This window comes from Streptomyces sp. NPDC044719 (genome assembly GCF_056433405.1).
The window spans coordinates 228034-254411 of sequence record NZ_JBWKHE010000010.1; the positions used below are offsets into that span (position 1 = coordinate 228034).

Genomic DNA, 26378 nt, shown 5'->3' on the forward strand with positions numbered 1-26378 from the left:
CGGGTCGCGCACGAATGCGCCCAGGTCACGCCGAGGAGACCGGAGCCCGCCCGTGCGGGCACCCGTCGCCTCAGGAGGAGCTGACCACCGCGTCCAGGTGGGGCAGGTGGTGGTCGAGACGCTCCCGCTTCGTCCGCAGATAGGTGATGTTGTTCTCGCACGGCGGGATCAGCAGCGGCACCTGCTCGGCGACCTCAATGCCGTGGCTCACCAGGGCGTCGCGCTTGCGCGGATTGTTGGACATCAGGCGGACGGACTTCACGCCCAGGTCCTCCAGGATCCTGGCAGCCACCCCGTAGTCACGGGCGTCGACCGGCAGGCCCAGGGCGAGGTTGGCCTCGACGGTGTCCAGGCCCTCCGCCTGCAGGGCCATCGCGCGCAGCTTGGCGAGCAGGCCGATGCCACGGCCTTCATGCCCTCTGAGGTAGACGACGACACCGGCGCCCTCGGCGACGACCGCGCGCAGGGCTGCGTCGAGCTGGTCACCGCACTCGCAGTGCTGGGAGCCGAAGGCGTCGCCGGTCAGGCACTCCGAGTGCAGCCGGATGAGGACGTCGTCCGTGCCGAGCTCGCCGTAGACCAGCGCCACCTGTTCGTCACCGCGGTCGTGGTCCAGGTAGCCGACCGCCTCGAATTTCCCGTACACGGTGGGCAAGGGCGCATTCACGACGCGTTCCACGCCGGTCCGCTGCGGTGACTTCTTGCCGAGTACGCCAATTTTTTCTGTCATGATTCTCGAGTTCCTAAGCAGAGACGAAAGGCCGTGACGTTATGAGTGATCTGGTGCCGGCGGACACCACGGAAGACGTACGGACGCGGGGCGCCGGTGTCTCACGGCAGGTCGCGGTGCTTCCCGTGGGGAGCTTCGAGCAGCACGGTGCGTTTCTTCCCCTGGCGACCGACACGCTCGTCGCCTGTGCCGTCGCGCGGGAGATAGCCGGCGCGTACCCGGTGCACCTCCTTCCTCCGGTGACGATCTCGTGCTCGCACGAGCACGCGGCCTGGCCGGGGACCGTCAGCATCTCCTCGGTGACCCTTCATGCGGTGGTACGGGACATTGCGGCTTCGCTCCGCCGGTCCGGTGTCGAGGCCCTGGTGGTGGTCAACGGGCACGGCGGAAACTACGTACTGGGCAACGTGGTTCAGGAGTCCTCCGCCCGCGGCGAGCGGATGGCGCTCTTCCCGGCCCCGGAGGACTGGGAGGAGGCGCGGCAGCGGGCGGGTGTGGTCACCTCGCTGCTCACCGACATGCACGCGGGGGAAATAGAAACCTCCATCCTTCTGCACGCTCATCCCGAAATGCTCCGACCCGGTTATGAGACCTCCGATTTCGTCGCTGACGATCGGCGTCATCTGCTCACCCTCGGCATGTCCGGCTATACCGATTCCGGTGTCATCGGCCGTGCTTCGCTGGGTTCGGCGGAAAAGGGGAAGGAACTCCTGGCGAGCCTTGCGGATTCCTTCGGGGCGTATTTCTCGTTGCTGACCTCCGCGGACGACGGGGCCGCCTCCACGAGCGACGGGGCTGACGGGTAGTCGTTCCCGGCCCGGGAGCGGGCGCGCAGGCCCGTGTACCAGCGGGCGACGAGCACGATCAGGCCGGGCAGGCTCGCCACGAGGCTGAGCACCCCGTAGACGACCGCGACGGCGAGTCCCCGGCCGGCGCCCAGCCCCGCGGCGCCGAACGCCCATGCGGTGACGCCCTCCCGCGGACCCCAGCCGCCGACGTTCAGCGGCAGTCCCATCGCCAGCAGCGCGAGGACCGCGAGCGGCAGCAGGACGGCCACGGAGGCGGCGGCCCCGGCGACGCGGGCGGCGAGTACGAACATGGCCACGTAACCTGCCAGAACGACCACGGAGGAGACAATGACTCCGGGCCCGTTGCTGCGGGACAGCAGCCCTTCGCGCGCCTCGGCGAGGGCCCCGCGCAGCTTCCGGCCCCGGCGTGAGGGCGCCGCCCGGTTCATGCGCAGGGCGAGGACGACGGCGAGGGCGCCCACCGCGGCCAGGGCCGCGAGCGGGGCGATGTGCCGGGCCTCGGCCAGCACCGGGGACGGCATGGTCAGCAGCACCACGGCCCCGACGGCGAACAGCGCGACCTGCCCGGCGGCCCGTTCGAGGACGACCGCCTTCACGCCCCGGCTCAGGTCTCCCTCGCTCTGCCCGTGCCGGACCGCCCGGTGCACATCGCCGAGGACGCCGCCGGGCAGCGCCGCGTTGAGGAACAGCGCGCGGTAGTAGTCGGCGACAGCCGGCCCGAACGGCAGCCGGATCCTGAGGCCGCGGGCCACGAGCGCCCACCGCCACGCGCTGAAGACCGTGGTGACGAGGCCGATCCCGAGCGCCAGCGCCAGCGACGTCCCGTCGATCCGGCTCAGCCCGTCCAGGAAGACACCGGTACCCAGGCGCCACGACAGCACGCCGAGGATGGCGATCCCGGCGAGGGTGCCGAGATGCGTACGGACCTTGCGGGAGCCGATGCGGGCCAGTGCGGTCCGGATCGGGCCGGGCGACGGGGAACCGGCGGGGCGGGAAGCCTCCGGTGCCGGAGCACCGGGTTCCCCGAGCGGATTCCCGCTGTCGCCGCTCCGGGGCAGCCGGTCGCTCTCGATGGTCGTCGGTCGCGGACGCGTCCCCGTCGCCTGGGGGCTCATGACGCTCCGCCCACCGGACGGCACAGTGCCAGCAGGTCGGTGTGATGGACGGTGACGCGCAACTGCCCGGCGGCGCAGACGGCCAGGCGTTCGGCCAGGTAGGCGTCGGCACGGTCGCGCAGGTCGGGGCGTTGCTCGACGGCGGCGCCGACCCAGCCGCGCAGCCATTGTTCGGTGAGCGCGGCCTGCTCGGGGCCGAGCCGCCAGGGGCTCGGGTGCAGCCGTACGGTCGCGCCGTGCTCGGAGAACGCCTCGGCCGCCGCCGTGACCGCGTCGGGGCCGAGCAGGCCGTCGCGGCGCTGGTGTTCGTTGAACGCCTGGGCGATCTCCGCGTCCAGCGGGTGGGACGGGGTCAGTTCGACGCGCCCGGCGACCGACAGCGTCAGCAGGGCGGGGCAGCCGGCTCCGGCGCAGGCGGCGGCGAGGGCGCCGATCTCGTCGCGCGTGAGGACGTCCAGCAGCGCGGACGCCGTCACCAGGGACGCGCCCTTCAGGGCGTCCGGCGTGAGGCGGGCGACGTCACCGCGCCGTGTCTCGACCGAGACCCGGCTGCCGTCGGCGGCGGAGCGCGGGGAGGAGACGGCGGCGAAGTGCAGCAGGTAGGGGTCGCGGTCGTGCAGGACCCAGTGCTGGGCGCCGTCCAGGCGGGGGGCGAGCCAGCGGCCCATCGACCCGGTGCCGCAGCCCAGGTCGTGGATGGCGACGCCCGACTTCCCCGGCAGGTTGGCGAGCCGGATGCGCAGCGGGTCGAGCAGGTCGTGCGCCCGCGCGTCGGCGTCGGCCGGCTCCCGCAGCTCCAGCCACTCGGGCGCGTAGCGCGGCGGATCGCCGGGGTCGGCCTCGCGCAGCTTCACGGTGGGCCGGGAGCCGGGTGTGCCGCTGGGTCCTGCGCCCGGGATGACGGCGCCGTCGGCGCCCGCCGGGACGGCGTCACCCGCCCACGCGATGACCGCGTCACCCGGTGCCGCCGCGGTGCCAACCGGCTTGGGAGCCGTGGCGTCCACCTGCTTGACGGATTCCATCGCCTCGGCACCTCCTCTGGGTCCGGGCTGCGCCGGAATCGTCCCGCTCTGCTGGGTCGTAGCCGGGTTCGTCATGCGGCCCTCCGGGGTTCGGTCGGGAGCCGGCGCAGTACCGCCGCCAGGCTCTGTGCGGTCGTCGCCCAGCCGTCGAGGGAGGCGCGGCGACTACGGGCGGCGGCCTTGAGGCGACGCCGTACGTCCGCCTCGCCGAACCAGCCGCGCAGTTCGGCGGCGATGGCGGCCGGGTTCTCCGGCGGGACGAGGATGCCGGGCACGCCGCCGTCGGGGGCGCGGCCGACCGCCTCGGGGAGCCCGCCCACGTCCGTGGCCATGACCGGGATGCCCCGGGCCAGTGCCTCGGTGACGGCCATGCCGTAGGTCTCGGCGTAGGAGGTGAGGACCATCAGGTCGGCGGTGGCGTAACTGGCGTCGAGTGCGGCGCCGGACTTCGGGCCCGCCAGCTCCAGCCGGTCCTGAAGGCCGTGCTCGGCGATGAGGGACCGCAAGTGGGCGACGTACTCGGGCTCCTGGGTGAGGCTGCCGACGAAGACGCAGCTCCACCGCAGGTCGGTCACCGTGGCCAGCGCCTCCACCAGCCGGTGCTGCCCCTTGCGCGGGGTCACGGCGGCCACGCACAGCAGACGCGAGACACCGTCGGTGCCGGGAGCGAGGGGTGCGATGTCGGCACCGGGGGCCGCGACGTGGACGCGCTCCGGGGGAAGGCCGTGGTGGGAGACCAGGCGGCGGACCGCCCAGTCGCTGGTGGCGATGACCGCCGGCACCGCCCGCAGCACCGAGCGCTCCTTGACGTCCAGTTCGGCGGCCACGACCGGGTCGAGGCCGGTCTCGTCGCCGAGCGGGAGATGGACGAGGACGACCATGCGCAGCCGTTCCGCCTCCGGCACGACGATCTCCGGGACCCCGCAGGCCACCAGGCCGTCGAGCAGGACGACGGCACCGTCCGGCAGTCCGCTCAGGGCGCGGGCCAGTTCCGTACGGGCCTCGGCCCCCGGCCGGGGCCAGTCACCGGCGACGGCGTGCTTGGTCACCTGCCAGCCGAAGCCGGGCAGGTCCAGGCAGACGCGCCGGTCGTAGGCGTTGCCGCCGCTGGGCGCGGCCGGGTCGTCGATGCCGCCCGGGAGCACGAAGTGCACGGTGCGCAGGGACATGGGGATGATCTCGGCGTTCTTCAGGGCGGCGTGCTGCACCGGAACGTAGTTCAGGCGTGCCGGTCCGGTCTGCCCGGGCCGCTCGATGGTCGTGTCGGTCACAGCGCACGCTCGTAACTCGCCCAGGCGATGTGCGACTCGTGCAGGGTGACGGACAGGCCCGCGATGCCCTTGGCGCCCTCGCCCAGGGCCCCCTTGTGGATGCGCTCGGCGAGGCGGTCGGCGATGACCTTGGCGAGGAACTCCGTAGAGGTGTTGACCCCTGCGAAGTCGGGCTCGTTGTCGAGGTTGCGGTAGTTCAGCTCGCTGACGACCGCCCCGAGTTCCTGGGTGGCCAGCCCGATGTCGACGACGATGTTGTCCTCGTCCAGCTGCTCGCGCCGGAACGTGGCGTCCACGAGGAACGTGGCCCCGTGCAGGCGCTGCGCCGGTCCGAAGACGTCGCCACGGAAGCTGTGGGCGATCATGATGTGATCGCGGACGGTGATGCTGAACAACGGACGACCCTCCAGGTGCGGCGCGTCTGCTCCCCCGCTGTTTGCTGCCGGGGATGCCGGGTTATACGGCTCCTTGCCTTCCCCTGTTCAGCCTCGGCTACGTCTTTTCTCAGGTCAGGCGCTCTTGTCGTGACGATGTCGTACCGGATGGAACGAATCGTCAGCCGATGCGTCAATCGCTCTCGTCATAGCGGACGCGGTGGCACAGCGCGGGGATCTCGCCGGAGGCGAGCCTCGGCAGCACGTCCGGCAGCTCCTCGAAGGCGGATTCGCCGGTGACGAGGGCGTCGAGCGCCGGGTCGGCGAGCAGGTCGAGGGCGACGGCGAGCCGGTCGGCGTAGCTGCGGCCCGGCCGGGCCGGGGAGACGGTGCCGACCTGGCTGGAGCGGATGACGAGCCGCCGGGAGTGGAAGGCCTCGCCCAGCGGCAGGCTGATCCGCCGGTCGCCGTACCAGCTCAGTTCCAGCACGGTCCCCTCGGCGGTGAGGAGTTCCAGGGACCTGGCGAGTCCCTGCTCGGTGGCGCTGGCGTGGACGACCAGGTCGCACTCGCCCAAAGCGTCCCCTGGGGTGGCGAAGCCGACGCCCAGGGCCTTGGCGATGGCGGCACGGGACGGATCGGCGTCGACCAGCTGGACGCGGACGCCGGGGAACCGGGCGAGCAGGGCGGCCACCGAGCAGCCGACCATGCCGCCGCCGACCACGGCGATCCGGTCGCCGACCAGGGGCGCGGCGTCCCACAGGGCGTTGACGGCGGTCTCCACGGTCCCGGCGAGCACGGCCCGTTCGGCCGGCACGGTGTCGGGTACGGGTGTGACGGCATGCGCCGGGACGACGTATCGGCTCTGATGCGGATAGAGGCAGAACACCGTACGGCCGGCGAGGTCCTCGGGCCCTTCCTCCACCACTCCGACGTTGAGGTAGCCGTACTTCACGGGTCCCGGGAAGTCGCCCTCCTGGAACGGTGCCCGCATGGCCGTGTGCTGACTGACCGGCACGCCGCCGCGGAAGACGAGCGTCTCCGTGCCGCGGCTCACTCCGGAGTACAGCGCGCGGACCAGCACCTCGTCCTCGCCGGGCTCCGGCAGGGTGACGTCCCGGATGACGCCTCGCCCAGGCGAGTCGATCCAGAACGCCCGTGCGGTGTGCTTCATCGAAGTCCTCCTGAACGATCGGGAAGCTGCTTGCGTACCGAGGGGTGCACAGGCCGCGCACAAGGTAGCGGCGTTGATCGACTCTGTCACACGGCCGGAGGGTGTTCGGTGGCCCTGAACAACACTTACGACGCGAGGCTCGTCCAGCAGGAGACCGCCCTGGGGGCGGGAGTGCAGATCCTGCTGCTCGCCCTGATCGGTACGGCGATCGGGATGGGCCCGGCGGGCTGGCTGACCGGCCTCGCGTTCGCCCTCGCCACCTGGGCCGTGCTCTCCCGGGCCCTGCACCGCTCCCGGCTGCGCTCCTTCGGCGCGGCCAACCGGGTCACCCTCGGCCGTGCCACCCTCGTCGGCGGGGTCACCGCCCTGGTCGCGGACTCCTTCCAGAGCTCGCCGCCCGTGTCGCTGTTCGTCGGCCTGACGGCGGTCGCCCTGATCCTCGACGGTGTCGACGGCAAGGTGGCCCGCCGCACCGGCACCTCCACGGCGCTGGGCGCGCGCTTCGACATGGAGGTCGACGCGTTCCTGATCCTGGTGCTGAGCGTGTACGTGTCGATGGAGCAGGGCCCGTGGGTGCTGCTCATCGGCGGTATGCGGTACGTCTTCGTCGCCGCCGCGCGGGTCTGGCCCTGGCTGACCGCCGCCCTCCCGCCGAGCACCGCCCGCAAGACGGTGGCGGCGCTCCAGGGCGTGCTCCTGCTGGTGGCGGGCGCCGATCTGCTGCCGTACGCGGGCAACTTCGGGGTCGCCGCCCTGGCCCTGGGCCTGCTGGTGTGGTCGTTCGGGCGTGACGTGCTGTGGCTGTACCGGACCTCGCGCGTCGAGGAGACCGCCGCGCGACGGCAGGTGCGGGAGCTGGTCGCGAGCTGACGCCCCGGCCGGTCAGGCCTCGAACCGCCCTCGCGCGGTCTCGATGTGACCGAGGTACTGGTGGGTCCAGCCGCAGAGCAGGTCGACCGTGGCCCGCAGGGCCCGGCCCGGCTCGGTGAGCGTGTACTCGACCTTCGGCGGCACGGTGGGGTGCACCTTCCGGTCGACCAGGCCGTTGCGCTCCAGCATCCGCAGGTTCTGGGTGAGCATCTTGTGACTGACACCCTCGACCTCGTCGCGCAACTCGCTGAAGCGCAGGGTGCGTTCACCGAGGGCCTCGATGATCAGCAAAGCCCACTTGTTGGCGACGTCCGAGAAGATCTCACGCGCCAGCGAGTCCGCCCGCCGCAGATCCGCGTCCTCGGGCAGGCCGCTCAATTCCTGCTTGGTCACCATCTGGTTCCCCAGTCACCGAAAAGTGCGTTCTTCCAGGTCGGCGGTCACTCTCCTACAGTTCCCGAGTAACCGCAAGAGAGCACGTAGGCGCGTGCTCGACGGAAGGACAGGAACTGTGACGACTCCCGACGTCTACGACCACGCCATTCCGGCCGAGACCCAGTTCGGCTACGCCCAGGCGATCAGGTCCGGCGACCTGATCCATGTCTCCGGGCAGCTCGCGTTCGACGAGGCGGGCGGCTTTTCCCCGGACGACGACTGGGCCACCCAGCTCGAGCAGACCCACGTCAACATCGACAAGGTCCTGGCCCACTACGGCGTCACGCGCAACCAGATCGTCTCCCAGACGCTGTACGCGGTGGACCTGGTGCGCCACGCCGATGTGCTGGCCAAGGCCAACCGGGCGTACTTCGGCGCCCACCGCCCGGTCAGCACGGCCCTCGGCGTCACCGAGCTGACCTTCCCCGGGCAGTTGGTCGAGATCAGCTGCGTGATCGACACCAAGCTGCCCGCGTGACGGAGCTTCAGCGACGCGTCCCGGTACTCACCAGGGTCCGCTCGTAGGGGTCGAGGACGACGCCCCGGACCTTGGTGGAGACGCCGGCGATGATCTGCTGGTGGGCCAGCGGCACGACGGCGTCCGTACCGAGGATCGCGGCCTCGGCGGCCATGGCGGCGTCCTGCCGCTCGCCGGTGCCGTCGGTCCCGTCGGCCTTGGTGACGGCCCGGTCGACGTTCTTGTCGCACAGCAGGGCCAGGTTGTAGCCACCGTCGCAGGTGTAGTCGCTGCCGAGGACACCGACGGGGTCGCCGGTGTCGAGGAGGCTGTTGCGGGCGCCGATGAACGCGTCGAACTTCCCGGAGAGGGCGTCGCTCTCCAGCCGTGAGTACTCGCGCACTTCCAGCTTCACCGTGAAGCCGGCCTTCTCCAGCTGCTGTTGCACCACCTGGGCGGTCTCGGGGAGCTCGGGCCGGTTGTCGTAGGTGGCGAGGGTGATCGGCTCACCGTCGGGCTCGGCGGCGTCCGCACGTCCGGCCGGCTTCATCCGCTTGCTCTCGGCCCAGGTGACGGCGGGACCGTAGACGCCCGCGCCCGGGTCGGCGTACCCCTCGAAGACGCCCTTGACGATGGTGGAGGAGTCGATCGCCTCGCGGGCTGCGGCGCGCAGCTTCGGGTCCTTGAAGGGACCGGTCTTCGTGTTGAGCTGCAGGCTGGTGGTGCGGGTGGTGCCGGCTTCCTTCAGGGTCGCCTCGTCGAGCGTGGCGGCCTGGGCGACGGGGATGGCCTCGGCTATGTCGATGTCGCCGGTGCGGACCGCGTTGGCGCGCGCGGTGCCGTCCTTGACGAACCGTGCGTCGATGCCGGAGGCCTGGGCGCGGCCGCCCCAGTAGTCGTCGAAGCGGTCGAGGGTGGCGGAGCCGCCGCCGTTGACCTTGGTGATCTCGAAGGGCCCGGTGGCGGTTCCGACCGGGTCGGGGTTGCCCTTCTCGCCGTAGGCCTTCGGGGAGAGGATCGCGAGGCTCGGGCTGGACAGGCGCATCGGCAGGACGGGGTCGGCCGTGGCCGTGGTGACGCGTACGCCGCGGTCGCCGTCGGCCTTCGCGTCGAGCGTGACACCGGCGAGGGCGGCGGGCGAGGGCTTCGCCTTCGTGGCGCGGGTGAGCGCCGCGGCCACAGCGGTCGGGGTGACCTCCGCACCGTCCTGGAAGGTCGCCTCGCGCAGGGTGAACCGCCAAGTGCGGTCGTTCTCCCGGCGCCAGGACTCGGCGAGCGCGGGGGACGCGGCCCCGTTGGCGTCCAGGGCGGTCAGGCCCTCGGTGACGCCGAGACGGCTGAGGAGGGTGGCGTCGGCTCCGTACGGCGAGAAGTTCTCGGCTGGCGGGAAGGCGAGGGCGACCCGCAGCCGGGAGCCCGACTGCCCGCCGTTCGACGACGACTCCCCTCCCGGGGAGGCGAAGCAGCCGGCCAGGCTCGGAACGAGGGCGAGGGCGACGAGGAACCGGAAGGGACTGTTGATGCTCTGAACACGCACTTGCACAGCATATGCATCAAGCGATCTCGAACGGCCCAGGGGATTTGACAGTGGTGGCGATCACTCCCTAAACCTAGCCACATGACATCCGTTTTCAAAAAGGTGGGGCGGTCGTGAGGGTCGCGTTCGTCGGCAAGGGCGGCAGCGGCAAGACCACGCTGTCGGCACTCTTCTCCCGCCATCTGGCGCGCTCCGGCGCCCCGGTCCTCGCCATCGACGGCGACATCAACCAGCATCTGGCCGAAGCGCTCGGCGGGCCGGAGAAGTCCGCCGCTCCGCTGGGTGCCCACCTGTCCTCGATCAAGGACTGCCTGCGGGGCACGAACCCCCGCATCACCTCCCGCGAGGCGATGATCAAGACCACTCCCCCGGGACGCGGCTCCCGCCTGCTGCGCCCGCTCGGCGACGACGAACTGCACGCCCGGCACGTCGGCCGCGCGGGCGGCGTACCCCTGATGGTCACCGGCGAGTTCGAGGAGTCCGACCTGGGCGTGGCCTGCTACCACTCCAAGCTCGGCGCGGTCGAGCTGTACCTGGGCCACCTGCAGGACGGCCCCGGCGAATACGTCGTGGTCGACATGACGGCGGGCGCGGACGCCTTCGCCTCCGGCCTGTTCACCCGCTTCGACATCACCTTCCTGGTGGCGGAACCCACCCGCAAGGGCGTCTCGGTCTACCGCCAGTACCGTGACCACGCCCGCGAGTTCGGCATCCGTGTCGCCGTGGTCGGCAACAAGGTGACCTGCGAGGACGACCTGCTCTTCCTCAAGGAGGAAGTAGGGGACGACCTCCTGACCCACCTGGTCCACTCCCCCTGGGTCCGCGCGGCGGAGCAGGGCCGCACCGAGTCCGGTCCGAAGGCACTGGCGTCACTGGAGCCGCAGAACCTCCATGCCCTCCGCGTCCTCCGTGAGACGGTCGACGCCCACGTCCGCGACTGGAACCGACTCCACCGCCACGCGGTCGAGTTCCACCTGCGCAACGCCCGGTCCTGGGCAGACGCCCGCACGGGAAAGGACCTTGCGGACCAGGTGGACCCGGACTACGTGCCGGAGCCGGCCGTCCTGTAGACCGCCGCCCAGCCCACCGGCTACTCGATCCCCGTCGCATCGAGTAGCCGTACCACGTCCTTGCGCCCGTACCCGAGCAGCCTGGCGCGGTCAACGGCCATCAGCACCAAGTGCGCGACGGTCTTCGCCGCGTATCCGTTCTTGTTGTCCGCGTCGAACCATTCCTGAGGCTTCTCCACACCCAGGCTGTTCATCACCAGGCCGTGCTCCCGCCGGACCTCCGCGACGGTATTGGCGACCGCGTCCATGAGCGTCTTCCCCGGCCGCTCGCACTCCAGGGCGAAGCACCCCCGGTCCACCGGCACGCACCCTTCCGGCGGGCGGGCCCGCAGCCCCGCATACCTCTCGTCCCCGAACCCAGAGGCCCGGAACTCGTCGTGCACCAAGGAGAACCGATGGAACCCGGGCGGGACCGGAGGCGGTGGAGGCGTGTACTCCCACCCGGCGTCCTCGTACAACTGCCGCTTCACCTCTTCTGCTTCGGCATGGGTCACGGTGAAGCCGTTGGCCTCGTTGCGCCCGGTCGTCGTGCCGTCGGGGTTGCGGTGGAAGTGCAGGCCCATGGTGTGCTCCAGCTGCCGTGACGTCGATGGACGAGAAGTCCCCGTCACCAGCTCGAACGGTCCGCACGGCCGGCCCGTGCCCGCTGCTCCGCGACATCACCCGATCATGTGAAACAGGCAGGATCGGGAACTGGCCGACCGAGCGGGATCGGCGGTTGTTACGCTCCTCCGGTGAGCATCCCGGGCCCCGCAGAGATCCGAGCGCTGCACGAGAAACACGCGCCCACCGCCGAGGCGTTCACGCTCGTCCACACGCACTGCGAGATCGTCTGGGGAATCGCCGAGCAACTCCTCTCCGCGCCCGACCTCGCTCACCTCGACGCCGAACTGGTCCGCGCCGGCTGCCTCCTTCATGACATCGGCGTCTACCGCCTCTACGGGGACGACGGTCGCCTGGACCACGAGAACTACATCCGGCACGGCCTGCTCGGCCACGAGATCCTCGAAGCGGAGGGCTTCCCCAAAACTCTCCGCCGCTTCTGCTCCCACCACACCGGAGTGGGACTCACGCGGCACGACATCGAGAGCCAGGGCCTGCCCCTCCCTCCCGCCGACTACCTGGCGGTGACCGGGGAGGAGAGGCTGGTGATGTACGCGGACAAGTTCCACACCAAGTCCAGGCCGTCGGCGTTCCTCTCCCCCGACGAATACGCCGCCTACATCGGCCGCTTCGGCGCGGACAAGGTGACCGCTTTCCAGGCACTGCGCGCAGAGTTCGGCGACCCTGACCTCACCGGGTCGGTGCCGGGCATCGGAACGGAGGGCAGCGCGACCCGGATCGGCCCGTCCCCTCCCGGCGCAGGAAGGGGACGGGCCTGACCGTGCGCTACCGCACCGGCGTCGCAACCGGCGCCGGCGCATAGCCGATGGGCCGGGCCGTGAACGTGCCACGCCCCTGGGTGCGGCTGCGCAACCGGGTCGTGTAGCCGAACAGTTCGGCCAGCGGCACGGTGGCGGTGACGACCGCCGCGCTCGCCCGGGTGACCGAGCCGCTCACCCGGCCGCGCCGGGCGGCGAGATCGCCGAGCACGCCGCCCACCGCGTCCTCGGGCACGGTGACCGTGACCTCGACGACCGGCTCCAGCAGGACCATCGCGCAGGCGCGCAGGGCCTCGCGCAGGCCGAGCCGGCCGGCCGTGCGGAACGCCGTGTCCGAGGAGTCCTTCACATGGGTCGCCCCGTCGGTGAGGGTGACGCGCAGCCCGGTCACCGGGTGGCCGCCGAGCGGCCCTTCGGTGAGGGCGTCGCGGCAGCCGGCCTCGACCGCCCGGACGTACTCCTGTGGCACACGCCCGCCGACGACGGCCGAGCGGAAGGTGAAGCCGTCCTCGTACGGCTCGACGTCGAGGACGACATGCGCGAACTGCCCTGCCCCGCCGTCCTGTTTGACGTGCCGGAACACCAGCCCGGAGACGCCCTGGCCGACCGTCTCGCGGTAACTGACCCTGGGACGGCCGATGTTGACGTCCACTCCCAGCTCGCGCCGGAGTTTCTCCACCGCCACCTCAAGGTGCAGTTCACCCATGCCCGAGAGCACCGTCTGGCCGGTCTCCGGGTCGCTCCGCACGACCAGCGAGGGATCCTCCTCGGTCAGCCGCGCGAGCCCCGACCCCAGCCGGTCGGTGTCGCCGGTCCTGCGGGGCTCGACCGCGACCGAGACCACCGGCTCGGGCACGCCCGGAGGCTCCAGGACGAGCGGGGCGTCCGGCGCGCACAGGGTCGAGCCGGCGCGGGCGGACTTCAGCCCGACGACGGCGACGATGTCGCCGGCGACCGCCCGGTCCAGCGGTGCGTGCCGGTCGGCCTGGACGCGCAGGATCCGGCCGATCCGCTCGGTGCGCCGCGCGCTCGCGTCCCACAGGGTGTCTCCCTTCTCGATCGTTCCCGAGTAGATCCGCAGGTAGGTCAGCCGTCCCGTCGGGGTGGCGTGCACCTTGAAGGCGAGGGCCGCAGATGGCGCCGCCGGGTCGGCGGGCCGCTCCTGTTCCCCGCCGTCGTCGGTGCCGCGGACCGGCGGCACGTCCAGCGGCGACGGCAGATAGGCCACGACCGCGTCGAGCAGCGGCTCCACACCGCGGTTGCGGTACGCGGAGCCGCACAGCACGACCACGCCGTCGCCGTCCCGGGTCAGGTCCCGCAGCGCCGAGCAGAGGGTCCGCTCGCCGAGCGTGCCCGTGGCGCAGAACTCCTCCAGTGCGCCCGGATGGAGTTCCGCCACGGCTTCCTCCAGCGCCCGGCGGCGTGCCAGGACTTCGTCCCGGAGGCCTTCCGGGACCGGCGCCTCCTCACAGGCGTCACCGTCGCTCCACAGCAGCGCGCGCAGGCGTACGAGGTCGACGACGCCGGTGAAGGTGTCCTCGGCGCCGATGGGCACCTGCACGACCAGCGGGGCCGGGTGCAGCCGCTCCCGGATCGACGCCACGGCCGCGTCGAGGTCGGCACCGGCACGGTCCATCTTGTTGACGAAGGCGATCCTCGGTACGCCGTGCCGGTCGGCCTGCCGCCACACCGACTCGCTCTGCGGCTCCACCCCGGCCACCGCGTCGAACACGGCCACCGCACCGTCGAGCACCCGCAGCGCGCGCTCCACCTCGTCGGCGAAGTCGACGTGCCCCGGGGTGTCGATCAGGTTGATCCGGTGACCGTCCCAGGCGCAGCTCACCGCCGCGGCGAAGATGGTGATGCCACGGTCGCGCTCCTGCGGGTCGAAGTCCGTGACGGTGGTGCCGTCGTGGACCTCGCCGCGCTTGTGCGTGGTTCCGGTGGCGAACAGGATCCGTTCGGTGACGGTGGTCTTGCCGGCGTCGACGTGGGCGAGGATGCCGAGGTTGCGGACGACGGCGAGCGGGTTGTGGTTGATGCGCACGGCCCATGGCCTTTCGAGGCGATCAGGAAAGGGGCAGCGCGATTTCCGGGCGAGGCAGGTGTGATGACAGACGTCCGTTCCGGCTCGCTGACGTCATGTCAGCGAGCCGGAACAGGCGCTTCTCAGGCGTTCGTCCCGAACATCCGGCGCCGGCCGCGCAGCGGGCACCGGAGCGACGAGGACACGAGGATCACCTCGTAGCGCGGCAGGGAGACGACGGCAGCGGTGTGGTCACGCATGGCGGTCTCCCTTCGTTCGTCACGACGGCACGCGCCGCTCACCTCGTGGGCGGCACCGGGTACTCGGTGAGTGTAGGGAGGGCGGGTCGGATCGGGCCAGGGATTATTCCGGCGGGGTCGGGGTGTCGTGGGTCCGGTACATCGCCTGGACGTCCAGCTCCAGTTGGACCGTCGGCCCGACCACCGCGATGCCCCGGGCCAGCATGGAACGCCAGTTGAGGGTGTAGTCCTCGCGGTGCAGCTCCGCCGTCGCCAGGGCCGCGCAGCGCAGCTCCTGCCCGTAGCCGCCGTTCACCGTGCCGAGATACGACGTGTCGAGCGAGACGGAGCGGCTCACGCCGTGCATGTGAAGGGAGCCCTGCAGTGTCCACTTGCTGCCGCCGCGGTAGGCGAAGCGCGTACTCGTGAAGTCGATGTACGGGAAGCGTTCGACGTCGAGGAAGTCGGCGGACCGCAGGTGGTTGTCGCGGGTGGTGTTGCCGGTGGTGATGCTGGAGGCGTCGATGCGGACGGACACCCGGGAGTCGGCCATGTCCTGGGCGATCTGGATCCCGCCGTCGAAGCGTTCGAAGCGGCCGTGGACATGGGCCATGCCGACGTGCTTGGCGATGAACCGGATCGCGGTGTGCGGCGGGTCGAAGAGCCAGGTCCCGGGCGCCGGCAGCTGGAGGGCCTCGGCCGGACGCAGCCAGACCCGCTCGGTGGGCGTCGCCGTGCCCATCGCCACCTCGATGGTCTCGCGGTGCGGCTGGAGCCCCTCCGTCGCGATCAGCAGGCTGTACCGGCCGGGCGGGAGCGCCGCGAGGAAGTAGCCGTACGGGTCGGTCGTCCCGCGGGCGGCCACCCGGTGGGTGTCCAGGGCCGTGACGGTGACGTCCGCGGCCGCCAGGGGCGAACCCATCGGGTCCACGACCTCACGCATCACGGCACCCGCGCCGGACGGAAGGGGGAGGGCGAGGCCCGCCGCTGCGGCAGAGGTGTTCTTGAGCCACCGGCGCCGGAGCAGTGCGAGGGCCATGTGGTTCACCTTTCTTCGGGTGGCACGGCCGTACGAGCGGTGGTTCAGCGCACGCCGACGGCCGCACCCCTGTTGCGGTCACACCCCCCTTGTCGATCTTGCGGGACCGGGCTCGTTAACGGGTGTCTCAATACGAGACAGTCAAGGGTGTTTACGGCCTGAATGCGTCCGCGTGTTCCACGGCCCACTGGGCGAAGGTGCGGGCCGGGCGGCCGGTGACCTTCTCGACGGTGCCGGACACCGTACGGCCGACCTCCGGTGTGTTCCCGTAGGCCTCGAGCAGGAAGCCGATCACGTCCTCGGGGAGGAACGCCGCCCGCCACTGGGCGACAGCCTGCTCCTCGGTCAGCTCGACCAGGGCGATCTCCCGGCCGGCCGCGGCGGCGACGGCCGCCACCTTGTCGCCGACGGTGAGCACTTCGGGGCCGGTGATCACGTACTCCTGGCCCGCGTGGCCCTCCTCCGTGAGCGCGACCGCGGCGACGGCGCCGATGTCTCCCTCGTGGACCATGGCACTCAGCCGTGCGACGAACGGCTCCCGTACCTCGCCCGCGGCCCGGATCCCGTCCGCCCACTCCAGGGCGTTGGCCATGAACTCGACGGGCATGAGCACGGTCCAGCTCACTCCGTCGTCACCGCGCACCGCGTCCTCCAACGGGGTGGGCCCGCCGCCGTGCAGCACGGTGATCCGGCGGACACCGGCCGAGCGGGCCAGTTCCAGGATCCGGGGGCCGGTCTCCAGCGGGGTGAAGGCGGCCCCGCTGAAGGTGATCAGGTGGAGTCCGGTGATCCCCTCCAGGGCGGGAACCAGGCTGTCGGGGTCGGTCAGGTCGCCCTGGACGACCTCGACCCCGTCCGGGAAGGCGGCTTTCCCGGCGTCACGGGTGAGGGCGCGGACCGCGTGGCCCCGGGCGAGCAGTTCGGCGACCACCTGGCGGCCGACGGTTCCGGTGGCGCCGGTGACAAGAATCTTCTGCGTCTGCGTCATGCCACGACCGTAGGAACCCTTGCGGTCATCTTCTGTCCGCGAGCCGAGGGCTCATCGTCGGCGAAGTGCGGTTCGAGGGGCGGAACTAGCCCTGGTCGGCCGTCATGGCACGGCGGACGCTCTCGTGGAGCAGGGAGCGGCGCTGTTCGTGCAGTTCGGGGGGCTCCTGGGCGGTCGCTGCGTAGACATTGCTGACCGGTGACCAGGCCATGGACATCGCGATCACCATGGCCATCACGTCGAACGGGTCCCCCTGGCGCACCAGACCGGCGGCCTGGGCCTCGGCGATGGCGCGCAGCTTGTGGTCCTCCAGGCGGTCGGGGTCGTCGACCAGGTGGCCGGCCGGGCGTCGCTCCAGGCGCGCCCAGGTGGCCAGCCGGATGAGGTCGGGGCGGCGGAGATACTCGTCGTAGAGGCGCACGGCCCAGTCCGCGAGGTCGGCGGCGTCGATCGGGACGACGTTCACGATCCGCTCGAGCGAGCCGAGGAAGATGGCGTCGAAGAGCCCTTCCTTGCTGCCGAAGTAGGCATAGAGCTGCGCCTTGTTGGTGCGCGCGGCGGCCACGATCCGCTCGACGCGCGCTCCGGCGATCCCGTGCTCGGCGAACTCCTGGGTCGCCACATCGAGGATGCGCTGGTAGGTGGCGGCTCCGCGCGCGGTCAGGGGCTGATCGGCCATGTCCCCACGCTACCAAACAGAACAGTTGGTTTGCCTCATGGGCCGGATGGCCGTACCTTGAAATAGACCAACCAGTCTGTCTATAAGGAGGCGTCATGAGGAACACCGTCGGCTGGCAGATGGAAGGTCCCTCGCCGACCCTGCGGCGGGCGCCCCTGGAACGGCGCGACCTTCGCCCCGACGACCTCGCCGTCCGGGTGGACTACTGCGGTGTCTGCCACACCGATCTGCACGCGGTCAGCACCGGCGACGGCGAAAGGGGCCAACCCCTGGTACCTGGGCACGAGTTCACGGGCGTGGTGACCGAGACCGGACCCGCGGTCACCCGCTTCACCGCCGGCGATCCGGTCGCGGTGGGCAACATCGTCGATTCGTGCGGCGAGTGCGCGATGTGCCGGGCCGGTCAGCAGAACTTCTGTCACTCCTTCCCGACCCTGACCTACGACGGCACCGACCCCCACGACGGATCGGTCACCCTGGGGGGCTACTCCCGCGAGTACGTCGTCCGCGACCGCTTCGCCCACCCTCTTCCCGCCGGTCTGGATCCGGCCGCCGCCGCTCCCCTGCTCTGCGCCGGGATCACGGTCTGGGAGCCGCTGCACGCCCTCGGGGTGGGGCCGGGAACCCGCGTCGCGGTGGCGGGACTCGGCGGCCTGGGCCACCTCGCGGTCAAGATCGCCGTGGCGCTCGGCGCAGACACCACGGTCATCAGCCGCTCACCGGACAAGACGGACGACGCCCGTCGTCTCGGCGCCCACGGTCTCATCGTCTCGACGGCCCCGGATCAGATGGCCGGCGCCCGCGACCGGTTCGACGTCGTCATCGACACGATCTCCACGCCGCACGACCTCGGCCCCTACCTGCGCCTGGTCGCCATGGACGGGACGCTCAGCCACCTCGGGCACCTGGGGCCCGTCACCGTAGAGACCATCGACCTGCTCGTCGGGCGCAAGAAGCTCAGCTCCGCGGGCAGCGGCGGCACGCCCGCGACCGCCGCCATGCTGGACTTCTGCGCCGAGCACGGCATCACCGCCGACATCGAACTGCTCCCTTCGGCACGGGTGAACGAGGCCCTCGACCGTCTCCGGCGAGGCGACGTCCGCTACCGCTTCGTGCTCGACATGTCCGACCTGGACTGAAGGGCCTCCTCACGTGCGCGCAGCTCCCCGTGGAGCCGGGCGAACACCGCGCACACCAGTGGCATGGCCAGCGGGGGCAGCAGGAGAAGAGCCGCGGCTGTGGGCAGGATCTTCACCAGCACGCCGGTGATCCACACGTTGTCGTCGCTGAGCCACAGCATGCCGAGTCCGCCGAAGTGGGCGAGGGGTGCGGCCGCGTACCGGGCGAGCCAGAAGACGAGCAGGGCGGCCGCGGTGACGAGCGTGCCCAGGCCGAGGGCCTGCCACCGTGCGCTGCGGGTCAGCACCCAGGAGCGGTACAACGCCACGAACGGGGAACGGTGCTCCAGCACCGTCTCGGCGGTGGCCGGCGCCAGGCGGGAGTACAGCAGCGGGCCGAGACACCCGACGGCGATCGGCAGCACCCAGCCCACCAGTGTGTACTGCGGGGACGCGGTCTCGCCCAGGGGCGTGGGCTCGACACCGGGCACCTCGCCGCCCTCGACCAGGCTCCACAGCACCAGGGCCGCCAGCTCCACGGCGCCCACAGCCAGCCCGGTCAGCGCGTTGACCGCGAGGGCGGCGGGAAGGCGCCGGCGGGTGCGCCGCCACAACTCGCGGATGGTCAGCGGCCCGCCGTCGCGCGTGGCATGGGAGTCGCCTACGGCGTACGCGGTGTGCAGGACGGAGACGACGAGGAGTCCGAGCACGAGCAACAGCACCGACACCCCGGCGCCGACCCGTACCAGCGGGGGCAGGCCGCCGTCGGCGTAGGCCACGTAGGAGTCCTCGTTGGCGATGTTGCGGTCCGCGTAGTCCCGGACGTTCTCGAAGGCGTCCCATGCCGCCGCGAATCCGCCGGCCAGGATCGCGCAGCCGAGTACGACCGTCAGGAGGGACACGAGCAAGGTGAAGCCGTACAGCGCGCGGCGGTGGCGTCTGAGGACGTCGAGCGCCCCGCCGATGCCGTGGGTCGATCGGATTCCGTCGCGTGCCATGGCCTGGGCTGCCCTCCGTGCGGATCTGTGGTGGCAAGATCCAGGACGTCGCGCCGGGCACGTGGGGTTCCCGGGGCCCTTCCCGGACCGGGCCTAGGCGGGCCGGTACAGGTCCCGGACCTCGGGGCGTTGACGGAAGCCGGCTGCCAGGTAGGTGGCCACGGCGCCGGCATTGGAGCTCGGAGTACAGACGAGCGCGCTCGAAGAGCCCAGTTCCCGCAGTGCGGCCGCCGCGGCAACGGTGATCGCCTCGCCATAGCCCTGACCGCGATGTTCCTTGTGCACGCCCATCGGTTCGAGCAACCCGGGCCTCCCCGGGCCGGCCGACCACACCGTCACTGCCGCCACCGCGTTGCCCCGGTCGTCGTAGGCGACGAGACACCGGGCGTCGGCGTACGGCAGTCCGGCCGCCATCGCGTGCCAGTGCCCGTCCGTGAACGTCGACCCGTCGAACGACGCCCGCTGCACGGCGGTCCGCGCCCCCGCCCGCTGCGGCCCGACCACCTCGATCCGCACACCCGGGTCCTTCACCGGCTCCGTGAGGTCGCGGCGCAGCGGGGTCCACGGCTCGTCGATGTTCCAGCCCTCCTCGCGCAGCAGGTCCTGGACCGTCGCACCGATCGGCGCCTCGACGTTCACCTTCCCCTCGGGCAGCACGCCCCGTTCCGGATCGGTCACGTCAGCGACCAGCTGCCGCGCCAACTCCTCGTCCCCGTGGGCGCCCGGCTCGATCGTCAAACGCAACAGCCCGGGACCGTCCAGCAGCCCGACCGCGAGGATTTGTCCGTCCCGGCTCCAGGTCCGGACCGCCGCGGCGGTCGCTTCCGCGCCCGACCGCCAGAACCAGCCCAGGTCGCCCGGATGCAGTTGCGTCGGAGCCCCCTCGTACTGCCACTCCCGCAGCACGCCCACGGCCTCGCTCAGACCGTCGGCTCCCGGCTCGCCCAAGACAATCGCCATGCCCCGATGACACACCACGGCACCGACAGCCCGCACCCGGGTTTCCGACCGGCAGAAGGCACGGCCTACACGGCGGGCTCCGGTGGCCCTCCCCCGTACGCCGCCCGCAGCACGGCCCGGGCCCCGTCCGCCGTCACCGGGCGCGGATTGGCGTACGGCTCGCCCGCGACCCGGGCCGCCGCCGGTGCCACGTCGGCTTCCTTGAGGCCGAGTTCGGCGAGGGACCGCGGTGCGCCGAGGCGACCGGCCAGCTCCCACAGGGCGCGCGGCACGTCGTCGTCGCCGAGGGCCCGCCCCAGTACGGTCAATGCCCCCGGGGCGGCGGGGGCGTTGTAGGCCAGGGCATGGGGCAGCACCACGGTGTGCGTCTCGGCGTGCGGCAGCCCGAAGGTGCCGCCCAGCACGTGGCACATCTTGTGGTGCAGCCCCATCGTCGTCGCGCCGAGGCACGCGCCGCACAGCCATGCCGCGTACAGCGCCCGGCCGCGCGCGTCCAGGTCCCGCGGGTCGGCGGCCAGCTGCGGCAGCGCCCCGGCCATCGCCCGTACGCCCTCCTCCGCCATGACCGAGACCAAGGGCGAGGCGTCCGGGGCGTACAGCGCCTCGACGGCGTGCGCGAGCGCGTTGACACCGCTGGTGACGGTCAGCGGCACGGGCAGGGAGAGGGTGAGCCGGGGGTCGTAGACGACGCTGCGGGGCTGGACGACCGGGTCGCGGCCGGTGCGCTTGGCGCCGTGCTCGGTCAGGCCCCAGACCGGCGTCATCTCGGACCCCGAGTAGGTCGACGGCACGGCGATCAGCGGCAGCCCGGTGCGCAGGGCGATGGCCTTGCCGAGCCCGATCGCGGAGCCGCCGCCGACCGCGACGCACCCGTCCGCCCCGGCCGCGCGCGCCACCTCGACGGCCCGGTCGGCGTCCTCGGCGGGCACGTGCATCCGGGCCTCGGCGTGCAGTCCCGCACAGGTGTCGCCGAGCGCGTCGGCCACCGCCCGGGCGACCGGTTCGCCCCTGCTGCCGCACACCACGAGCAGTCGCCGCAGGCCCAGGCGTGCCGCCTCGTCCGGGGTCGCGGTGACGGCCGCGCCGGGCCGGAAGACGACCCGTACGGGCCGGGTCTCGTACGAGAATTCGCTCCGGAACGTCATTCGGCATGCTCCAGGACGAGGTCGAAGCGGGCGAGCCGGAACGGGTTCGGCACGCCGAATTCCGCTGCCTGGGAGGGGTCGTCGGTCTCCGCGAAGTCCTGGACCAGACTCTGCTTCACGGCGAACACCGCGTCGGTGTCCAGGTACTCCCCGCCCGCCACGAAGATGTGGGTGGTGACGGGCGTGTGTCCCTCGGCCGTGGCGATGAAGTGGATGTGCGCGGGACGGTAGGGGTGCCGTCCGGTCGCGCGCAGCAGCCCGCCGACCGGTCCGTCGGTGGGGATGGGGTAGGCGGCCGGAACGCAGGTGCGGAACCAGAAGCGGCCCTCGGCGTCGGCGGTGAACAGCCCCCGTCCGTTGCCGGCGGGCTGGACGCCGGGCTGCTGGACGTCGTAGAAGCCCTTGTCGTCGGCCTGCCAGACATCGACGACGGCGCCGGGCAGCGGTGTGCCGTCCCGCGCCAGGACCCGGCCGCTGACCACGCACGGCTCGCCGCCGCCCACCAGGTCGATGTCGTCGCCGAGTTCACGGACCGGCGATTCGGTCATGTGGAAGGGACCCAGCACGGTCGACTCGGTGGCCCCGGGCGCACGGTCGCCGTGGACGGTCTCCAGGAGCATGGACAGGCCGAGCACGTCCGACAGCAGGATGAACTCCTGCCGGGTGTCGGTGCAGGCCTGCCCGGTCGCTGTCAGGAAGGCGATCGCCCGCTCCCACTCCTCCTGCGTGAGCCGGGTCTCACGCGCGAAGTCGTGCAGATGCCGGACGAGTCCGCTGAGCAGCTCGCGCAGCCGCGGGTCGGCGGTCGCGCGGAGGCTGGCGAGGGCCTGCTCGGTGACGCCGGCCCCGGTCGCGTCGGTGGTCATCCCGGCTCCTCGTCGTCGACGGCTTCTTCCCTGATGGCGTCCGCTTCTTCCCTGATCGCATCCGCTGCTTCCATGATGGCGCGCTCAGGCGTGACCGAGGATCCGCCGCAGCGCGTCCGCGAGCAGTTCTCCGGCGTCCGGAGCGACGGAGGCGTGCCGGAAGGCGACGAAGCCGTCGGGGCGTACGAGGAGCGCGCCGGTGTCCGTGATCTCGCGCAGCCGCGCCCAGTCGCCGTACGGGTCCTCGTACTGCTGCCCGGGACCGATCACCACGGTGGCGATCTCGAGGTCCTGGGCCTCGGCCGCGCGCACCCAGTCCTCTCCCCCGATGCCGGTCAGCAGCGTGAAGCGGCCCCGGCCGACCGTGTCGAGGGTGGAGAGCGTGCGGGTGCCGGAGGTGATCCAGGCGTGCGGGAGCCGGGCGCCGGGGCGGGAGGACGGCTGGTGGTGCAGCTCGGGGTCGCGGGCGAAGCCGGGGTCGGGCGTGCCGTCCGGGACGATCGCGGCGGAGCTCTCGGCAGGATAGCGCTGGTTGAGGTCGACTCCGTGCGCGTTGAACTCGTACACCTTGAAAGCGATCGCCTCACGCAACTCGGCCCGCTGCTTCTCGGCCGCCTCGGTGGCGTCCTTGCGGGCGGCGATGTTGGCCCAGAGCTGTTCGGGAGTCTGCGGGGAGAGCCCGTCGAGGGCCTCGAAGACCGGGGCGGTCTCGCGAATGGACTGGTTGGCCCGGGTGACGATCTGCCGCCCGACCGGGGCGCGCTCGGCCGTGTAGGAGTCCAGCAGGGCGGGTCCGGCGGCGCCGTCGAGGACGAGCTTGAGCTTCCAGGCCAGGTTGTAGGCGTCCTGGATGGAGGTGTTGGAGCCGAGGCCGTTGGACGGCGGGTGGCGGTGCACGGCGTCGCCGGCGCAGAAGACGCGGCCGTTGGCATACCTCTCCGCGTACATCTCGTTGACCGTCCAGGCGGAGGACGACTTGATGGTCACGGGGATGTCGTCGTCTCCGACCAGCTTGCGGACGACGGACTCCGCGTACGCGGTGGTCAGATCCGGGGCGCCCGCGGTGACGTCATATCCCCACACGATCAGCCACTCGTTCCAGGGCCGGACGCAGCGCACCAGACCCGCGCCGATGCCGCCGACCGTCGCGCCGGGCGCGAGGACCCAGTACAGGGTGGACGGACGGTGGGCGGTGTACTTGGTCAGGTCCGCCTCGAAGACGATGTTGACGCTGCCGGCCACGCCCATCTGGCCGCCCATCGGCAGCCCGGCGTCCTCGGCGACCTTCGACCGTCCACCATCGGCGCCGATCAGGTACTTGGCGCGGATCTCGTAGGTGTCCCCGCGCAGCCGGTCGCGGACGGTGGCCGTGACGCCGTCCGCGTCCTGGGTGTGGGAGAGGTACTCGTTCTTGAAGCGGAGCTGGGTGCCACGGGCGACGGCCGCGTTCACGAGGACCGGTTCCATGAGGTGCTGCGGCATGTCGCACATGCGGGTGGGGCTGGCGAGTTCGTGTTCCGCCTGGACGAGCGGGTCGTTGCCCCAGGAGCGCACCCGGCCCAGCTCCTCGCCCGCCAGGCTGGTGCAGAACGTCGTGTTGCCCATCAGGTGCTGCGGGGTCGCCTGCGCGATGACCTCCTGCTCCACGCCGAGGTCGCGCAGCACCTCCATGGTCCGCTGGTTGGTGATGTGCGCGCGGGGGGTGTCGGCGAGACTCGCGTAGCGGGTCACCACGAGGTTGGGCACGCCGTAGGTGCTCAGGGCGAGCGCGGCCGAGGCACCGGCCGGGCCGCTGCCCACGATCAGGACGTCGGTCTCGACGACGGTGGACACGGGGCGCTCCTGCGGGGGGGTGGAGGGGGAAATCGGACTTCGGCCATTCGTGATCATGGAGGGGATCGGCGGGAGGCGGGTGTCTCATTACGAGACATCGTGTGCGCCGGTGACGAGACATCGTCCGCGCCGGACGTTCCGGACACGGCAGTTGTTGTCCGTTCAACGGAACCCGATACGGTGGACATGCCGTGACCACCACAGAGCACACCCCCGCCGCCACCGCACTCTCCTCGCTGCATGACGCCCGTGAACGCTTCCTGACGGGGCGCCCGTTGCCCGACGGCGTACCGGAGGAGATCGCCGCGGCATGGCGACGGGCGCGGTTCTTCGGAGTGCCGCACGACTTGAAGGAGCCGGCATCCCATCCGGTACGACCGCCGGAGTCGGCCCTGCTCGACGCCGCCCACCCGGTGCTCGAACGGATCGTCCCCGCCCTGGGCGCGGGCAGGTCGCTCCTCATCCTCACCGACGAGCGGCTGCGCGTGCTCTGGACGGCGGGGAGCGTGCCCGGGCTCGAGACGTGCCCCGTCCTGTCGGAGCAGGAGGTCGGCGACAACAGCGCGGCCCTCGCCCTGCGCACCCGGCGCCGGGCCGAGATGCACGGGCCGGAGCACTTCCTCGACCGGTGGCAGGACGTGTCCGCGGTGTCCGTCCCGCTGCTCGACCCGGAGGGTGCGCAGGTGCTCGGCACGGTGACCGTGGCGGCAAAGCTGTCCACCACGCGTTCACCCCATCCGCAGGCGGCACTCGCCGAGGCCGCCGCGGCCGCGGTCGAGACGGAACTGCGCGCACGGGCGGGCCGGGCCGAGCGGGTGCTGCTGGACGCGTATCTGCGGGCGGCAGCCGGGGCGGTGTGCGGTGCGGATCGGGCGGTGGTCGCCCTGGACGGCCGCAACAGGCTGGTCAGCGACGCGGCGCAGCGCCTGCTGACCCCGGCGGTGCTCGAGGCGCTGGAGCGTACGGCGGTGAGCGCGCGGCGTGGGGACGCCGCCGCGGAAGTGGCGTCCGTGACCGAGGGCGCCGGATGCACCACCCGGATCACGCCCGTGCGTCTGGACGACGGTACGGTCCTCGGGGTCGTCGCGGTCCTGGAACCGCTCGGCGATTCCCCGCCGTCGGCGCCGGCCCCGCCCCGCTCGCCCGTCGCCCTCACCGGTTCCTCGGTCCCCTGGCGGCACGCCGTCGCGCGCGCCGTCGAACTGGCGCGCTCCCCGGAGCCGCTGCTGCTGACCGGAGAGCGCGGAACGGGCAAGTCCGCGCTGGCCCGGGAGTTGCTCGGCCAGGGCGCCGTCCGGATCGCCGACGCGGCGCGGGACGCCGGGCTCGACGGGGCCCTGACCGCGTGGCCGGCCGACCGGCCGCTCCTGCTGCGGCACGCCGAGCGCCTCGAACAGCCGGGCGTCGCGGCGCTCAACTCCCTGCTCGACACGCGCCCTGACGCCCGCGTCCTGGTCACCTACACGCCCGGCGCGCCGGTCGGCCCCTGCCTGCAGCGTCTGCTGGACAAACTGTCCGCCCGCTCGGTGACCCTGCCCCCACTGCGGGAACGCGCCGAGGACATCCGGGAACTGCTGCCGGTCCTGGCGCCGCGGCCGGTGCCCGGACAGCCCCCGCTGACCTGGACCCTGGACGCCCTGCGCGCCCTCGAGCTGCACCCGTGGCCCGGGAACGTCACCGAGTTGGCCCATGTCGTCCGGGCCCTGGCGGAGCAGCGGCGGATGTCCGGCCCGGTCCGCCGGACCGAACTCCCGGACCCGGTGCGCGAAGGACCGGCCGCGCGGCCCCTCAGCCCGATGGAGCACGCCGAGCGCGCCGCGATCCTGGAGGCGCTGCGCCGCCACGGCGGCAACAAGGCACGCGCGGCGACCGCGCTGGGCATCGGCCGGGCGACGCTGTACCGCAAGTTGCGGGGGTACCGGGACTGAGCGATCGGGGCGTTCGGGAAGGGTGGACGACGCACAACAGCTCGGGCGGACCACGCAAACAGCTCGGGCGGGTCGAGGAGAACCTCGACCCGCCCGAGCTGGTCTGTGTCCGAGGGGGGACTTGAACCCCCACGCCCGATAAAGGGCACTAGCACCTCAAGCTAGCGCGTCTGCCATTCCGCCACCCGGACCAGGTGTCCGTCGCCTTGCCAGGGGTGTTCCCCGCGGCGACACGGACAACAATACCAAGGTTTCGGAGTGCCCTTCACCTGCGTTTCCGTCCGCCTGGCGGGGGTCCGGGACCTCGCGGCCC

24 protein-coding genes, 1 tRNA gene and 1 pseudogene are annotated in these 26378 nt (G+C 72.0%); 7 read left to right on the top strand and 19 right to left on the bottom strand.

Going from position 1 to position 26378, the window contains the following annotated elements:
• Positions 1-70 precede the first annotated feature (70 nt).
• Positions 71-730, bottom strand: a complete 660-nt coding sequence (gene ribA, locus AC07DF_RS35315; RefSeq protein ID WP_478980614.1) for a GTP cyclohydrolase II — start codon at positions 728-730, stop codon at positions 71-73.
• 41 nt (positions 731-771) lie between these two features.
• On the opposite strand from ribA, the gene AC07DF_RS35320 reads away from it, so the two are divergent.
• Positions 772-1536, top strand: a complete 765-nt coding sequence (locus AC07DF_RS35320; RefSeq protein ID WP_478980616.1) for a creatininase family protein — start codon at positions 772-774, stop codon at positions 1534-1536.
• A 125-nt stretch (positions 1537-1661) separates the two neighbouring features.
• Here the strand turns inward: AC07DF_RS35320 and AC07DF_RS35325 are convergent.
• The 5 genes and pseudogenes from AC07DF_RS35325 to AC07DF_RS35345 form a co-directional block, all read right to left on the bottom strand.
• Positions 1662-2654: pseudogene (locus AC07DF_RS35325) on the bottom strand (lysylphosphatidylglycerol synthase transmembrane domain-containing protein); the annotation flags it as partial.
• Positions 2651-3751 carry a class I SAM-dependent methyltransferase gene (locus AC07DF_RS35330; protein WP_478980618.1) on the bottom strand — a complete coding sequence of 367 codons (1101 nt, stop codon included), beginning with the start codon at positions 3749-3751 and terminating at the stop codon, positions 2651-2653. The pseudogene AC07DF_RS35325 and the gene AC07DF_RS35330, both read right to left, overlap by 4 nt.
• Positions 3748-4947, bottom strand: a complete 1200-nt coding sequence (locus AC07DF_RS35335; RefSeq protein WP_478980620.1) for a glycosyltransferase family 4 protein — start codon at positions 4945-4947, stop codon at positions 3748-3750. The genes AC07DF_RS35330 and AC07DF_RS35335 overlap by 4 nt, the downstream gene beginning before the upstream one ends.
• Positions 4944-5342, bottom strand: coding sequence for a 6-pyruvoyl trahydropterin synthase family protein (locus tag AC07DF_RS35340; RefSeq protein ID WP_184588322.1), 399 nt, complete (start codon positions 5340-5342; stop codon positions 4944-4946). The genes AC07DF_RS35335 and AC07DF_RS35340 overlap by 4 nt, the downstream gene beginning before the upstream one ends.
• Before the next feature lie 172 nt (positions 5343-5514).
• Complete coding sequence (locus AC07DF_RS35345; RefSeq protein WP_478980623.1) at positions 5515-6495, bottom strand: zinc-dependent alcohol dehydrogenase; 981 nt, start codon at positions 6493-6495, stop codon at positions 5515-5517.
• A gap of 108 nt (positions 6496-6603) precedes the next feature.
• Between AC07DF_RS35345 and AC07DF_RS35350 the strand changes: the two genes are divergently transcribed.
• Complete coding sequence (locus tag AC07DF_RS35350) at positions 6604-7365, top strand: CDP-alcohol phosphatidyltransferase family protein (RefSeq protein WP_261678874.1); 762 nt, start codon at positions 6604-6606, stop codon at positions 7363-7365.
• A gap of 12 nt (positions 7366-7377) precedes the next feature.
• Here the strand turns inward: AC07DF_RS35350 and AC07DF_RS35355 are convergent, their stop codons facing one another.
• The gene (locus AC07DF_RS35355) at positions 7378-7761 is read right to left on the bottom strand and encodes a winged helix-turn-helix transcriptional regulator (RefSeq protein ID WP_382826103.1); all 384 of its coding nucleotides are present in this window, start codon (positions 7759-7761) and stop codon (positions 7378-7380) included.
• Positions 7762-7876: 115 nt separating this feature from the next.
• Here AC07DF_RS35355 and AC07DF_RS35360 point away from each other — a divergent pair, with 115 nt between their 5' ends.
• Positions 7877-8278, top strand: a complete 402-nt coding sequence (locus AC07DF_RS35360; RefSeq protein ID WP_478980626.1) for a Rid family hydrolase — start codon at positions 7877-7879, stop codon at positions 8276-8278.
• A 7-nt stretch (positions 8279-8285) separates the two neighbouring features.
• On the opposite strand, the gene AC07DF_RS35365 is transcribed toward AC07DF_RS35360, so the two are convergent.
• A complete protein-coding gene (locus AC07DF_RS35365; protein ID WP_478980628.1) occupies positions 8286-9800 on the bottom strand; it encodes an ABC transporter substrate-binding protein in 1515 nt (504 codons plus the stop codon).
• 107 nt (positions 9801-9907) lie between these two features.
• On the opposite strand from AC07DF_RS35365, the gene AC07DF_RS35370 reads away from it, so the two are divergent.
• Positions 9908-10864, top strand: a complete 957-nt coding sequence (locus AC07DF_RS35370; protein WP_478980630.1) for an ATP-binding protein — start codon at positions 9908-9910, stop codon at positions 10862-10864.
• Positions 10865-10884: 20 nt separating this feature from the next.
• On the opposite strand, the gene AC07DF_RS35375 is transcribed toward AC07DF_RS35370, so the two are convergent.
• Complete coding sequence (locus AC07DF_RS35375; RefSeq protein WP_478980633.1) at positions 10885-11427, bottom strand: hypothetical protein; 543 nt, start codon at positions 11425-11427, stop codon at positions 10885-10887.
• 171 nt (positions 11428-11598) lie between these two features.
• On the opposite strand from AC07DF_RS35375, the gene AC07DF_RS35380 reads away from it, so the two are divergent.
• Positions 11599-12246 carry an HD domain-containing protein gene (locus tag AC07DF_RS35380; RefSeq protein WP_478980635.1) on the top strand — a complete coding sequence of 216 codons (648 nt, stop codon included), beginning with the start codon at positions 11599-11601 and terminating at the stop codon, positions 12244-12246.
• 7 nt (positions 12247-12253) lie between these two features.
• On the opposite strand, the gene fusA is transcribed toward AC07DF_RS35380, so the two are convergent.
• The 4 genes from fusA to AC07DF_RS35400 form a co-directional block, all read right to left on the bottom strand.
• Positions 12254-14293, bottom strand: a complete 2040-nt coding sequence (gene fusA, locus AC07DF_RS35385) for an elongation factor G (RefSeq protein ID WP_478980637.1) — start codon at positions 14291-14293, stop codon at positions 12254-12256.
• A 342-nt stretch (positions 14294-14635) separates the two neighbouring features.
• Positions 14636-15550 carry a YceI family protein gene (locus AC07DF_RS35390; RefSeq protein WP_478980639.1) on the bottom strand — a complete coding sequence of 305 codons (915 nt, stop codon included), beginning with the start codon at positions 15548-15550 and terminating at the stop codon, positions 14636-14638.
• A 151-nt stretch (positions 15551-15701) separates the two neighbouring features.
• On the bottom strand, positions 15702-16538 hold the full coding sequence (locus AC07DF_RS35395; protein WP_478980641.1) for an NmrA family NAD(P)-binding protein: 837 nt from the start codon (positions 16536-16538) through the stop codon (positions 15702-15704).
• Between the two features lie 85 nt (positions 16539-16623).
• Positions 16624-17217: a TetR/AcrR family transcriptional regulator gene (locus tag AC07DF_RS35400; RefSeq protein WP_478980643.1), complete on the bottom strand. Its 594-nt coding sequence runs from the start codon at positions 17215-17217 to the stop codon at positions 16624-16626.
• A gap of 95 nt (positions 17218-17312) precedes the next feature.
• Here AC07DF_RS35400 and AC07DF_RS35405 point away from each other — a divergent pair, with 95 nt between their 5' ends.
• On the top strand, positions 17313-18356 hold the full coding sequence (locus tag AC07DF_RS35405; RefSeq protein WP_478980645.1) for an NAD(P)-dependent alcohol dehydrogenase: 1044 nt from the start codon (positions 17313-17315) through the stop codon (positions 18354-18356).
• Here AC07DF_RS35405 and AC07DF_RS35410 read toward each other — a convergent pair.
• The 5 genes from AC07DF_RS35410 to AC07DF_RS35430 form a co-directional block, all read right to left on the bottom strand.
• Entirely contained in the window at positions 18320-19333 is a 1014-nt protein-coding gene (locus AC07DF_RS35410) for a hypothetical protein (RefSeq protein ID WP_478980647.1), read from the bottom strand. The two genes, AC07DF_RS35405 and AC07DF_RS35410, sit on opposite strands and share 37 nt — an antisense overlap.
• A gap of 93 nt (positions 19334-19426) precedes the next feature.
• Positions 19427-20293, bottom strand: a complete 867-nt coding sequence (locus AC07DF_RS35415; protein WP_478980649.1) for a GNAT family N-acetyltransferase — start codon at positions 20291-20293, stop codon at positions 19427-19429.
• 65 nt (positions 20294-20358) lie between these two features.
• A complete protein-coding gene (locus AC07DF_RS35420; RefSeq protein ID WP_478980651.1) occupies positions 20359-21438 on the bottom strand; it encodes a maleylacetate reductase in 1080 nt (359 codons plus the stop codon).
• Positions 21435-22304, bottom strand: coding sequence for an intradiol ring-cleavage dioxygenase (locus tag AC07DF_RS35425; RefSeq protein WP_478980653.1), 870 nt, complete (start codon positions 22302-22304; stop codon positions 21435-21437). The genes AC07DF_RS35420 and AC07DF_RS35425 overlap by 4 nt, the downstream gene beginning before the upstream one ends.
• Before the next feature lie 84 nt (positions 22305-22388).
• Positions 22389-24137 carry an FAD-dependent oxidoreductase gene (locus AC07DF_RS35430; protein WP_478980655.1) on the bottom strand — a complete coding sequence of 583 codons (1749 nt, stop codon included), beginning with the start codon at positions 24135-24137 and terminating at the stop codon, positions 22389-22391.
• A gap of 191 nt (positions 24138-24328) precedes the next feature.
• On the opposite strand from AC07DF_RS35430, the gene AC07DF_RS35435 reads away from it, so the two are divergent.
• Positions 24329-26065, top strand: coding sequence for a sigma-54-dependent Fis family transcriptional regulator (locus AC07DF_RS35435; protein ID WP_478980657.1), 1737 nt, complete (start codon positions 24329-24331; stop codon positions 26063-26065).
• A gap of 106 nt (positions 26066-26171) precedes the next feature.
• On the opposite strand, the gene AC07DF_RS35440 is transcribed toward AC07DF_RS35435, so the two are convergent.
• Positions 26172-26256: transfer RNA gene (locus tag AC07DF_RS35440), tRNA-Leu, on the bottom strand.
• Positions 26257-26378 lie beyond the last annotated feature (122 nt).

Bases quoted from the DNA above. Each gene is read 5' to 3' on its own strand.
- ribA (WP_478980614.1), bottom strand. From the start codon at position 730: ATGACAGAAAAAATTGGCGTACTCGGCAAGAAGTCACCGCAGCGGACC.
- AC07DF_RS35320 (WP_478980616.1), top strand. From the start codon at position 772: ATGAGTGATCTGGTGCCGGCGGACACCACGGAAGACGTACGGACGCGG.
- AC07DF_RS35330 (WP_478980618.1), bottom strand. From the start codon at position 3,751: ATGACGAACCCGGCTACGACCCAGCAGAGCGGGACGATTCCGGCGCAG.
- AC07DF_RS35345 (WP_478980623.1), bottom strand. From the start codon at position 6,495: ATGAAGCACACCGCACGGGCGTTCTGGATCGACTCGCCTGGGCGAGGC.
- AC07DF_RS35355 (WP_382826103.1), bottom strand. From the start codon at position 7,761: ATGGTGACCAAGCAGGAATTGAGCGGCCTGCCCGAGGACGCGGATCTG.
- AC07DF_RS35375 (WP_478980633.1), bottom strand. From the start codon at position 11,427: ATGGGCCTGCACTTCCACCGCAACCCCGACGGCACGACGACCGGGCGC.
- AC07DF_RS35390 (WP_478980639.1), bottom strand. From the start codon at position 15,550: ATGGCCCTCGCACTGCTCCGGCGCCGGTGGCTCAAGAACACCTCTGCC.
- AC07DF_RS35395 (WP_478980641.1), bottom strand. From the start codon at position 16,538: ATGACGCAGACGCAGAAGATTCTTGTCACCGGCGCCACCGGAACCGTC.
- AC07DF_RS35400 (WP_478980643.1), bottom strand. From the start codon at position 17,217: ATGGCCGATCAGCCCCTGACCGCGCGCGGAGCCGCCACCTACCAGCGC.
- AC07DF_RS35405 (WP_478980645.1), top strand. From the start codon at position 17,313: ATGAGGAACACCGTCGGCTGGCAGATGGAAGGTCCCTCGCCGACCCTG.
- AC07DF_RS35410 (WP_478980647.1), bottom strand. From the start codon at position 19,333: ATGGCACGCGACGGAATCCGATCGACCCACGGCATCGGCGGGGCGCTC.
- AC07DF_RS35415 (WP_478980649.1), bottom strand. From the start codon at position 20,293: ATGGCGATTGTCTTGGGCGAGCCGGGAGCCGACGGTCTGAGCGAGGCC.
- AC07DF_RS35420 (WP_478980651.1), bottom strand. From the start codon at position 21,438: ATGACGTTCCGGAGCGAATTCTCGTACGAGACCCGGCCCGTACGGGTC.
- AC07DF_RS35425 (WP_478980653.1), bottom strand. From the start codon at position 22,304: ATGACCACCGACGCGACCGGGGCCGGCGTCACCGAGCAGGCCCTCGCC.